Raw genomic sequence first — 11971 nt, forward strand, 5'->3', positions numbered from 1 at the left:
GGGTTAAACATTATTGTTGAGGGAGAGGATAGAAAGTTCTCTTCCCTCAATGATTTATAAAATAAATGACATATAATGATAGCTAATACCATTTGGATAAGGTATAGTTATCTAAAGGTTTTTGATACATATAGATTTGACAGAAAAGGAAGGGAAATATGGATTTAGTTATTTCAGCGATTTCTCAAGGGATACTTTGGGGAATTTTATCATTAGGTTTATTTATTAGTTTTAGAATTTTAAATATTGCAGATATGACAACAGAAGGGAGCTTCCCATTAGGAGCAGCAACTTGTGTCATGTGTATTCAACACGGTGTACATCCCCTTCTAGCAACATTTATTGCGATGTTTGTTGGAGCGTTAGCAGGATATGTTACAGGATTTTTAATTACTGTTTGTAAATTACCTAGCTTGTTAGCCGGAATTTTAACAATGACAGGGTTATTATCTGTGAATTTAAGAATTATGGGGCGTCCAAATTTATCCTTATTAAATTATAAAACGATTTTTAGTTTTTTAGAGGGAATGGAATTACCGAAGTATTTTGATATTATCTTAATCGGAATTGTATTTGTCGGAATTTTAATTGCAGCGATGTATATCTTTTTCGCAACTGAAATTGGTCAAGCATTAATTGCTACAGGGGATAATGAAAAAATGGCCATTTCTCTTGGAATTAACACGAATCAAATGACAGTATTTGGTTTAATGTTATCCAATGCGTTAATTGCGATGGCGGGAGCTGTTTTAGCCCAAAATAATGGCTATGCAGATGTGAACTCTGGTTTAGGAACAATTGTTATTGCCTTAGCTGCGATTATTATTGGAGAAGTGATTTTTGCAGATGAATCATTTGTTGGAAGATTAATATGTATTATTTTTGGTTCAGTTATTTATCGTTTATTGCAAGCGTCAATTTTACGATTAAATATTTTTGATCCAAATGATTTTAAATTATTATCTGCAGCATTAATCGCTATTTGCTTAACAATTCCGCAAATTAAACAAGCGATTTACAAAATTAGTCACCGTAAAAGTGTACAATAGGAGGTAGAAGATGGATATTAGAATTGAAAATGTTCATAAAACATTTTACCCAAATACAAATAGAAGTCATGATGCTTTAATTGATATTAACTTAACGATTCATAAAGGAGATTTTATTACAATTGTTGGGGGAAATGGTGCAGGGAAATCAACCTTTTTAAATGCCATTTCAGGAAGTTTCCCATTAGATAAAGGACATATTTACATGGGAGAAGCAGCAGTTGAACATACAGCTGAATACGAAAGAGCCAAATATATTAGTCGTGTTTATCAAAATCCTTTACAAGGAACAGCACCTCGTATGACCGTTGCTCAAAATCTTTCGTTAGCTTTAAGAAGAGGACTAAAACGTGGATTGAAAAAAGGATATACTGCTGAAGAATTAGAACAATTTAAAGCATTATTAACTCCGTTACAATTAGGATTAGAAGAACGATTAGATGCAGAAATTGGATTATTATCTGGTGGACAAAGACAGGCAGTTTCATTATTAATGGCTACATTACGAACCCCTGAATTATTATTATTAGATGAACATACAGCTGCACTAGATCCAAAAACACAACGCAAAATTATGCAATTAACAAAGGAAATTATTGAAGAGAAAGAATTAACTGCTTTAATGATTACGCATAATTTATCAGATGCATTAAGGTATGGAAATCGTTTAATGATGATGCATCGTGGAAAAATTATTCAAGTTTTCGAAAAAGAAGAAAAAGAAGCGTTAACTGAAGAAAAATTATACCAATTAATGGCAGAATTAGACGAAGCAGATTTCAATCAAGAATCTTAACAAGAACAAGGCAGACATTTATAATAAGTGTCTGCTTTTTTGTACAGAAATTTATCCTCATTTCAGATTTACAGTTTTTATTCTAATGGAATTTGGTATAATAGAAATAATTAGAAATTGAAAGGATGTTTTAAAGTGGGATTGTTTAATAGTAAACAATTTGGGAAAAGCAGTTATATTGCAATAGGTGCTATCATTGGAATACTAGTTGGAACAACCGTTAGTTTATTCCGGTTATTTCTTGGGAAAACACTAGAAGGAGTAATTGTTGTTTATTCTTATTTACAAGAATCTCCTCAGTGGCTACCGGTATGGATTGTTTTTTCTATGATTATGGCTGTTATTTTAGGACAAATTGTTAAAAGTGAGCCCGATATTAAAGGAAGTGGGATTCCACAAGTAGAGCTACAATTACAAGGTAAGATGGATATGAATTGGTGGTCTGTTTGTTGGAAAAAATTCGTTGCAGGATTTATTTCAATTGGTTCAGGATTGCTATTAGGAAGAGAAGGTCCATCGATTCAATTAGGAGCTTCTGTTGCTCAAGGGGTAGCGGAAGGATTAAAAAGTAATCGAGTTCAAAAAAATATATTTATTTCAAGTGGGGCGGGAGCAGGATTAGCAGCAGCGTTTAACGCACCAATTGCTGGGTTAATGTTTGTATTAGAAGAAGTTCATCATACATTTAGTCCATTAGTCGCTTTAACAACATTAACAGCTGCTATCGTTTCGAATTTCGTATCGTTAAATATTTTTGGAGCTCGTCCTTCTTTAAATTTAGGAAATGATCAAATCTTTCCAATGAGCCATTATGGTTATGTTATTTTATTAGGAATTGTTTTAGGTTTATTTGGATGGGTTTATCATCATTATACCTTGCAATTACCAGCGATTTATGGGAAATTATTTCCGTTTATTCCAAATTATTACTACTGTATGGTTGCCTTTATTGCCATTATTCCATTAGGTTTATGGAATCCACATGTATTAGGTGGAGGCGGTGAAATGATTTTAGAATTACTTCATGAAAATCATACCGTACAATTTTTAGCATTTTTATTTATTCTTCGTTTATTTTATTCAATGCTTTCTTATGGGACAGGATTACCTGGAGGAATTTTCCTTCCAATTCTTTCTCTCGGTGCATTGCTAGGGCTAGTGTATGCAGAAGTATTAATTCAATTCTTTGGAGTAGATCCTAGTTTACGAGTAAGTTTTGTTTTCTTTGCAATGGCAGGATATTTCTCTGCAATTGGGAAAGCTCCATTAACAGCTTTATTACTTGTAACGGAAATGGTTGGAGGATTAAACCAATTAATGCCACTGGGAATCTGTACGTTAACAGCTTATATTGTAGCTGACTACTTGAAGATGGGTCCTATTTATGAAATTTTAGCGGAACGCTTAGATTCAGAACATCCACATGAAACAAAAGGAAAACGAACAACTTTCGAAGTTCCTGTAATGGTAGAAAGTCCATTAGTTGGAAAAATGATTCGAGATATTCCTTGGCCAAAAGATATTGTTATTGCAACAGTAAGAAGGGGAGCTAAAGAAGAAATTACTCGTGGTGACACAATTATGCGACCTGGAGATATCCTTATTGTCGTTTGTGATGAAGGATTAGTTGGCGAAAGATTTGAAATGATGACACAATTAACCAAGGCATTACCGTTTTCTTAAACTTTATGGTATACTTCCTATGACAAATGGAAATGAAGGGGGATAGAAGGAAATGGCTAAACATAACCTAAGTCCACAAAGTGATGAATTGAAAGAATTTGGAGATTCATTTGCAAAATATTCACGTAAAAATACAAGTTGGTTGTATTTATTATTTATCATTGTTGTTTTATTTGGGGTTGTTTATTTATTTAATACGGTATCTAAGCGTACAAAAACACCGATTGAGGCTTATCGAGAAGAGTTTATTCAATTGAAAGAACAAATTCAACAGCAAGAGTTGAAAATTGAACAATTAGAGCAACAAATCAAACAATTATCTGAAAAACCATAACATTTTTAATGAAAAGAGTGAAAATTTTTCGTATTATTTCACTCTTTTCATTATTTTATTAAGGAATCATTTGAGACCTTTTCTAAATTTGTTCGGAAATAGACTTGTAAAAGGCTTTCAAATGTGCTATACTGACTATAGTGTTTTTGTTAGGGATATAAATGGGTTTTAAGAGCTCCTTTTTGAACCACAGGCAGAAATATGAATAACCGTGCTTCTGGCACAAGGAGGAAAATGTTCATGGAACAAGGTAAAGTAAAATGGTTTAACGCGGAAAAAGGTTTTGGATTTATTGAACGCGAAGACGGAAGTGACGTATTCGTACACTTCTCAGCTATCCAATCAGAAGGATACAAATCATTAGACGAAGGCCAAGCTGTTGAATTCGAAGTTGAAGAAGGCGCACGTGGTCCTCAAGCTGCTAACGTAGTAAAACTATAATTTTATCAAATAAGAAAGAGGTTAGGAATTTCCTAGCCTCTATTTTTTGTTTCATAAGCAATTTACTGGAATTATTTTTTTGACAGGTTTTCTAATTCGGTCTACAATAGGACTATTCTATAAAGAGGTGGTAACATGAAAGAAAGAACAGAAGTTCCAGTAGAACAAACATGGGATTTAACATTATTATTTAAAACAGAAGAGGATTATAAAAAGTCTATTGAATTCTATAAACAATTGGTAGAAAATTTCTGTAAAACATTTGAAAATCAAATCAATACTGTAGAAGTGATTCATCAAAGTTTAGCAGATTATCGTGAAATTTTAGAATTACGTGGAAAAATTGTTCAATATGCAAGTTTAGCAGTCAATGCGAATACAAAAGATAGAGAAGCACAAAATCGTTTAGCACAAACAAGAAAAGTAGTAGCAGAATGCGATGCAACATTAAGTTTCTTCTCTCCAGAATTAAGCCAATTAGAGGAAGATTTATTAGCAGAGGCTTCAAAAAATCCAGAAAATAAAATTTATCTTGAAAGATTATTAGAAGATAAACAACATTTATTATCAAAAGAAGTAGAGTCGGTATTAGCAGCACTAGGAAATACATTAGATTTCCCTTATCAAAACTACAATGATATAAAATTCAAAGATATTCAATTCCCTAATTTTGAAGTAGACGGAAAAGAATTTGAAATGACATATAATAGTTTTGAAAAACGTTTAGAGTCAGATGAAGATACAAGTATAAGAAGAAAAGCTTTCGAAGTATTTTCAAATACATTACGTAAATATGAACATAGTACAGCTTCTGCTTATAATGCTCAAGTTCAAAAAGAAAAAACAATGGCTACTTTAAGAGGATTTGATTCAGTTATTGATTATTTACTAGATCGCCAAAAAGTTTCTAGAGAATTATATAATCGTCAAATTGATTTAATTATGGAACATTTAGCACCAATTATGAGAAGCTATGCGCAATTAATTGGAAAAATTTATCAATTAGATGAAGTACGTTATGAAGATTTAAAATTAGAAGTAGACCCTCATTTTGCACCAAAAGTGAGCTATGAAGAAGCAAAAGCTTATATTTTAGATGGGTTAAAACCGCTAGGAGAATCTTATCTTTCTATTATGAAGAGAGCATTTGATGAGCGTTGGATTGATTATGCGGAAACGATTGGAAAACGTACAGGAGCATTTTGTGCCTCCCCTTATGGAGCAAATTCATTTATTTTAATGTTCTTTACGGAAAGTATGAATGATGTGATGACATTAGCACATGAATTAGGACATGCTGGACATTTCCAATTGGCGCATCAACATCAAAATATTCAATTATCTAGACCTTCTATGTACTTTGTTGAAGCACCATCTACGGCTAATGAGTTATTAGTGGAAAATTATTTATTGCAAAATGCAACTGACGCTAGAATGAAACGTTGGATCATTTCTCAAATTATTGGTAAAACTTATTACCATAATTTTGTGACGCATTTATTAGAAGCACACTATCAAAGAGAAGTGTATCGATTAGTTGATGAAGGTAAAAATTTAGATGCAGAAACATTAAACCAAATTTATCGCCAAACATTAGAACAATTCTGGGGAGATTCTGTGGTATTAACAGAGGGTGCGGAATTAACTTGGATGAGACAGCCACATTATTATATGGGATTATATTCTTATACTTATTCTGCTGGATTAACAATCGGAACTCAAGTTGCTAAAATGATTCAAGAGAATCCTGAAAAAGCTGCAGAATGGGTAGAAGTTCTTAAAATGGGAGGTTCTAAAACTGCAGAAGAGCTTGCTAAGGCTGCAGGAGTAGATGTTTCTACAGATGAGCCATTGAGAAATACAATTGAGACAATTGGTGACTATGTACAAGAATTAATTTGTTTAACGAATAGACTTGACTGAGGTAGTACTAGGACGCCAGTAGCCTCACTGTGTGAGTCTCTTGGCTAAAAGTTGAGCCTAGGTCTCAACTTTTCCTGCAATAGAATCTGTGATACAGATTCTATTGCTCGTACTACGGCGTCAAGTCTTTCGTTCTTTACGTGGATATACGAGAGTGCGTTAAAAAAAGTAGACTTGACTAAGGTAGTACTAGGACGCTAGTAGCCTCACTGTGTGAGTCTCTTGGCTAAAAGTTGAGCCTAAGGTCTCAATCTTTTCCTGCAATAGAATCTGTGATACAGATTCTATTGCTCGTACTACGGCGTCAAGTCTTTCGTTACTTATGTGGATATACGAGGGAGCGTTAAAAAATAGACTTGACTGAGGTAGTACTAGGATGGTAGCAGTCTTGCGGTCTCATGGTCGTACTACAGCGTTATATTCGTTCAATAAAAAAAGAGTTAGGGGAAATCCTCTAACTCTTTTTGTTATGTCTATTTTTGTACCCAACAACGTCCGTCTTGAGCTAATAAGTCAAAACTTTCTTGTGGTCCAGATGAACCTGCAGGATAATTAGGGAATTGTACAGATGCCTCATTATCCCATGCTTGACGAATACAATCCACAAATTTCCATGATGCAGCAACTTCTTCCCAATGCGTGAAGTTAGTCATATCGCCTTCCATACAGTCTAAAATTAAACGTTCATAAGCTTCTGGACTATTTAAACCAAAAATCTTATCAAAGATTTTTTCTAAATGACTTGTTTGTAATCCATATGAATTTCCAACTGCTTTTGAATTGATAACAAAGCAGAAGCCTTCTTTAGGAGTAATATGAATAGAAATTCGATTTGAAGGGCATTTTCCTTTTGTTTCGGCTTCGAATAGTGGAGAGTCTGCTTCTTTAAACACAATATCAATCACAGTTGTTTTAGAATCTAAGCTCTTACCTGTACGAACATAAAATGGAACATCTTTCCAACGTTCATTATCGATAAAGACTTTACCAGCCACATAAGTTTCCATATTAGAATCATCCGAAACATTTTGATCTTGACGGTAACCAGGTAAGTTACCATCTAAAGAAGGGCCATATTGACCTCGTACAAAATTTTTGGAAACTTCTTCAGGAGAATAGTGACGTAATTGTTCTAATACATTAATTTTATTTTGACGAACTGCTTCAAATGATTGAGGTGGCTCCATAGCGACTAATGCTAAAATTTGTAAAATATGGTTTTGAACCATATCTCGTAAAGCGCCACTTGTTTCATAATATCCACCACGCTCTTCAACACCTACTTGTTCAGCTAGTGTAATTTGAACATTGTCAATGTGATTGCGATTCCACATTGTTTCAAATACACGGTTTGCAAAACGAACAGCAGTAATATTTTGAATCATTTCTTTTCCTAAATAGTGGTCGATACGATAAATTTGATTTTCATCAAAAGAATGACGTAATTGTTCGTTTAAAGTTTGAGCTGATGCATAATCTTTCCCAAACGGTTTTTCAATAATTAAACGATTATAGCCGTTCTCTGTTAATAAAGCTTCATCTTTCAAGTGCTGAGTAATCGTTCCGAAAAATGAAGGAGCCATTGCTAAGTAGAAAATTCTGTTTCCTTCGATGCCATATTTTTGGTCTAATTTTTCAGATAATTCTTTTAATACGACATAGTGATGAGTATCCGTTACATTATGTGCTTGGTAGTAGAAGTGACTAGCAAATTCTTCTGCTTGATTGACATCTTCTGTTAAACTTTGGACAGATTTCACAACAACTTCACGAAAATATTCGTCAGTCCATTCACGACGTGCTGTACCAATGACTGCAAAATGATTGCGGATAAATCCTTTTTGAAATAAACGAAATAGTGCTGGGTATAATTTACGACTTGCTAAATCCCCTGTTGCACCAAAAAAAGTAATTAATACTTTTTGTTCTTGCATAATGAATGCCTCCTAGTTCAGATTTCTTTTCCAGTGTAAAATATAAAGGGAAAAATGTCTAATAATTGAACTGAAAATGAAATTTAATTTTGAAAAGGAAAGATAGGAGTGAAATAAAGGGCATTTCTTGCATGTAGGAAGTAAAATATGTTAGATTAAACACAATAGTTCAATTTGTAGGAGTGTATCAAATGACCATAAAAGAATTTTTGAGGATAGCAATTTTCAATCCAACACAATTATGGAAAATTATTGTAAAGCCAATGAAGTCCTCAAAACGTGTATTTTTCTTATTAACTTTAATATTAATGTTACCAGGTATGATTCAAATGGCTGGATTATTTCACTCATTAGGGCAGGATTTAGTAGAGATTAGTCAACAAATACCAGAGTTTGAAGTGAAAAATCAGCAATTAATCACTCAAGAAAAAAACAAAGGATTTGTTTATAAAACAGATAGTTTAATTTTTGTTTTTGATGAAAGTGGAAAAACAACTAGTGAAGATTTATTAAATGAAACCTCTTCAACAGTTCCCGTATTTGCCTTATTGAAAGATGGATTTTATTTAGAAACGAATATTAATCATCAAAAAATTGAGTTAAGTCAGTTAGAAAATATGAATAAATCATTTTTCAAAGATATTGCTAGTACTTTTCAAAAAAATATTTGGTTAAGTTTACTGATTATTTTTATCATGTATTTCCTATTTAATACGGTTTACTTATTCATTATTTTATGGATTGTTTCTTTCTTAGTAAAAGTTATAGCTGTATTATTTATGAAAGTTTTTATCCGTTTCCCTAAACCGATTGGTTGGCAAGTTGTTCTAGGAGCAGCTGTTTTACCTGTATTAATTTATACAGTAATTGATTTGTTAGGAATTCATTTTATTGGCCCAGGGGAGTTTATCTTTTTAGCAACTTCCTTTAATTGGGTTTTAGGTATTCGAGAATTTTTAAAAAATAATCGACCATCATAAAATAAGCTGGAGAATTTTTTGTTCTCCAGCTTTTTTCTTTATTTACTATTTTTCTTTCTTGCAGATTGACGATTTTGTTTTTTGCGTTCAATTCTTTGTTTTTGTTTAATTTCATGTGTTAGTTTTTTCTTGTATCCAGGTTTAACATGTTTTTTCGCTTTCTTAATCATACCTTTTAAGCGAGGATCTAAGTCAGAAGTTTGGGTATTTTTTCTTTTTTCACGGCGAGAACGGTCATAACTTTCCACTAATTCGCCATTTTTTAATTCCATTGTTTCAAAAGAGATTCCTTTTGCTTCAAGCGTTTGGATGGCTTGTTCTTGGTTTGGTGTGTAGAAAGTAATGGCTTGTCCTGCTAAACCATTTCGACCAGTACGTCCAACACGGTGAATGAAAAATTCTAATTCACTAGGAATTTCTAAATTAATAACATGAGAAACTCCTTCAATATCAATCCCTCGAGCAGCTAAATCTGTTGCAACTACATATTGATATTCCATTTGTTGAATTTGCTTCATTACACGACGACGCTCACGAGCAGGAATATCTCCATGAATGGTTGCAACTTTTAAACTTTTCTCACGTAAAAATGCTGTAACTTCATCCGCTTTTTGTTTTGTATTTACGAAAATTAACATTAAGTATGGATGACCTAATGTAATTAATTCAAATAGAACCTCTAATGGATTTTTTGTTTTCGTCACTAATAATTGGTTCGTAATCGTTGGAGAAACTAATTGTTTATTTTCTACATGAATAATTTTTGGGTTCCCAAGATATTTTTTAAGGAATGGTTTAATTTTATCTGGAATTGTTGCAGAAAATACTGACATTTGTAAATCTTTCGGCATTCTAGAAGCAATTTCATCGACGGTTTCTAAAAATCCTAAGTCAAAAGTCATATCAGCTTCATCGACAACCATCATTGTTGCCGTTTGAATAAGTAGGGCATTTTCTCGCATTAAATCGAAAATTCGTCCTGGAGTTCCAATGACAATATGAGGAGCAGTTTGTTGTAATTTTTGAACTTGGCGAAGCTTGTCTGTTCCCCCAACACATTTTTCTAAAAGAATAGGAGTAGGAGCTTCTTCGATTAATTGAGAAGTTACTCGTACTAATTGTTCGGCTAGTTCACGACTTGGGACAGTAATGACTAATTGTAATTCTTGTTTGTCTGGATCAATTTTATGAATAAGTGGTAATAAGAAACTGTGACTTTTTCCACTTCCTGTTTGGGATTGACCAATCACAGATTCTCCTTTTAATAATAGAGGAATAATTTTTTCTTGAATTTTAGTTGGAGTAGAAAATGATAATTTTTCTAATGCCTGTTGTAAAAATGGTTGTAATTGATAATCTGTAAATTTCATGTTTTCATCTCTTTTCTATAATCTAATTTGAAGCGTTGTTATTATACCATAGTTTTTAAGGATTTAAAAAAGAGAACCGTTAAATAATAGAAAAATCATAAAAAGTAAGCAAAAAAATTGCGTTTACATATGAAAGAGTGTTATCCTTTAAATATCAAACAGTACGTATAACTGTACTATATAGGAGGAATTAATTATGACTTATGAATTACCAAAATTAGCGTATGAGTTCTCTGCATTAGAACCTCACGTGGATGCTTTAACAATGGAAATCCACCATGACAAGCACCACAATGCTTATGTAACAAACTTAAACGCAGCTGTAGAAAAACACCCAGCTTTATTTGAAAAAAGCGTGGAAGAATTAGTAGCAGACTTAGCATCTGTACCAGAAGATATTCGTGGAGCTGTTCGTAACAATGGTGGTGGACATGCAAACCACAGCTTATTCTGGACAGTAATTTCACCAAATGGTGGTGGTCAACCTACTGGTGAATTAGCAGCAGCAATCGATACAAAATTCGGTGGTTTTGATGCGTTCAAACAAGCATTCTCTCAAGCAGCAGCAACTCGTTTTGGTTCAGGTTGGGCTTGGTTAGTTGTTTCAAATGGTGAATTAGAAGTAGTTTCTACTCCAAACCAAGATAACCCATTAACAGATGGTAAAACTCCAATTTTAGGATTAGATGTTTGGGAACATGCTTATTACTTAAACTACCAAAACCGTCGTCCTGATTACATTGCAGCATTTTGGAATGTAGTTGATTGGAATGAAGTAGCTCGTCGTTATGAAGCTGCAAAATAATTTTTAAGAAATATTGATTTGTTAACTCTTTGAGATTCCAGTGGGGACTTGAAGAGTTTTTTTAGTATAGGAAAGTTTTTAATAGACTTCCCGGGATATAGTAGCAGGGGACGGCAGCAGCCCTGCCGGTCTCAAATTTTATTTGAAACAAAGTACGAAAAAAAGACAAAAAGATACTACCTATGCTATAATATAAGTGGAAATTTTTTTAAATTGTCAAAGATAAAGCGTTAGTCTGTTGTCGCAGACCTAACGCTTTTTGACTATTATAAGGTTGGTGCGATTGAAGTATTTTATAGATAATTCTAAGCATTTTATGACCACAAGCGATAATAGCTTTCATTTTACTTCCTCTGCTGGAAATTCGCTGATAGAAAAGTGAAAAGGTTTCTTCTTTAGCACGTTGAACACTTAACACCGACATTACTAAGGCTTGTTTAAGATATTTATTGCCTTGCGTCGTGTGTGAAGATTTTTTTACACCGGCACTTTCGTTAGAACCTGGGCACATCCCAGCCCATGAAGCTAATTTCTTATCAGTTTTAAAATCATCAACATTTGGACCAATTTCAGCTAATATAGTGGCACAACAATTATCACTAATACCAGGAATTGTTAGAAGAAGTTGATATTCTTCAGGGAAATGTTCTAAAATA

General features: G+C 33.1%; 11 protein-coding genes. 8 read left to right on the forward strand and 3 right to left on the reverse strand.

All coding sequences use genetic code 11. From position 1 onward, the window contains the following. Positions 1-158: 158 nt before the first annotated feature. The 6 genes from HMPREF0446_RS02040 to pepF all read left to right on the forward strand — a co-directional run bounded on the left by HMPREF0446_RS02040 (position 159) and on the right by pepF (position 6226). Positions 159-1049 carry an ABC transporter permease gene (locus HMPREF0446_RS02040; protein WP_006703072.1) on the forward strand — a complete coding sequence of 297 codons (891 nt, stop codon included), beginning with the start codon at positions 159-161 and terminating at the stop codon, positions 1047-1049. 10 nt (positions 1050-1059) lie between these two features. Then, entirely contained in the window at positions 1060-1845 is a 786-nt protein-coding gene (locus HMPREF0446_RS02045) for an ABC transporter ATP-binding protein (RefSeq protein ID WP_006703071.1), read from the forward strand. A gap of 135 nt (positions 1846-1980) precedes the next feature. Then, the gene (locus HMPREF0446_RS02050; RefSeq protein WP_020991280.1) at positions 1981-3528 is read left to right on the forward strand and encodes a ClC family H(+)/Cl(-) exchange transporter; all 1548 of its coding nucleotides are present in this window, start codon (positions 1981-1983) and stop codon (positions 3526-3528) included. A 52-nt stretch (positions 3529-3580) separates the two neighbouring features. After that, positions 3581-3862: an MFS transporter gene (locus HMPREF0446_RS02055; protein WP_006703069.1), complete on the forward strand. Its 282-nt coding sequence runs from the start codon at positions 3581-3583 to the stop codon at positions 3860-3862. Positions 3863-4102: 240 nt separating this feature from the next. Then, the gene (locus tag HMPREF0446_RS02060) at positions 4103-4303 is read left to right on the forward strand and encodes a cold-shock protein (RefSeq protein ID WP_006703068.1); all 201 of its coding nucleotides are present in this window, start codon (positions 4103-4105) and stop codon (positions 4301-4303) included. Positions 4304-4438: 135 nt separating this feature from the next. Continuing rightward, positions 4439-6226, forward strand: coding sequence for an oligoendopeptidase F (gene pepF / locus HMPREF0446_RS02065; RefSeq protein WP_006703067.1), 1788 nt, complete (start codon positions 4439-4441; stop codon positions 6224-6226). 473 nt (positions 6227-6699) lie between these two features. Here the strand turns inward: pepF and zwf are convergent, their stop codons facing one another. Then, complete coding sequence (gene zwf, locus HMPREF0446_RS02070; protein WP_006703066.1) at positions 6700-8160, reverse strand: glucose-6-phosphate dehydrogenase; 1461 nt, start codon at positions 8158-8160, stop codon at positions 6700-6702. Between the two features lie 191 nt (positions 8161-8351). Here zwf and HMPREF0446_RS02075 point away from each other — a divergent pair, with 191 nt between their 5' ends. Continuing rightward, the gene (locus HMPREF0446_RS02075) at positions 8352-9140 is read left to right on the forward strand and encodes a DUF1189 family protein (RefSeq protein WP_006703065.1); all 789 of its coding nucleotides are present in this window, start codon (positions 8352-8354) and stop codon (positions 9138-9140) included. Positions 9141-9178: 38 nt separating this feature from the next. Here the strand turns inward: HMPREF0446_RS02075 and HMPREF0446_RS02080 are convergent, their stop codons facing one another. After that, complete coding sequence (locus HMPREF0446_RS02080) at positions 9179-10510, reverse strand: DEAD/DEAH box helicase (RefSeq protein WP_006703064.1); 1332 nt, start codon at positions 10508-10510, stop codon at positions 9179-9181. A 196-nt stretch (positions 10511-10706) separates the two neighbouring features. Here HMPREF0446_RS02080 and HMPREF0446_RS02085 point away from each other — a divergent pair, with 196 nt between their 5' ends. Next, complete coding sequence (locus HMPREF0446_RS02085) at positions 10707-11315, forward strand: superoxide dismutase (protein WP_006703063.1); 609 nt, start codon at positions 10707-10709, stop codon at positions 11313-11315. 208 nt (positions 11316-11523) lie between these two features. On the opposite strand, the gene HMPREF0446_RS02090 is transcribed toward HMPREF0446_RS02085, so the two are convergent. Continuing rightward, positions 11524-11971: transposase (locus tag HMPREF0446_RS02090; RefSeq protein ID WP_156902306.1), on the reverse strand; the 448-nt coding region annotated here is incomplete at its 5' end.

Origin of the sequence: Granulicatella elegans ATCC 700633 (assembly GCF_000162475.2) — a bacterium.
GTDB lineage: Bacteria > Bacillota > Bacilli > Lactobacillales > Aerococcaceae > Granulicatella > Granulicatella elegans.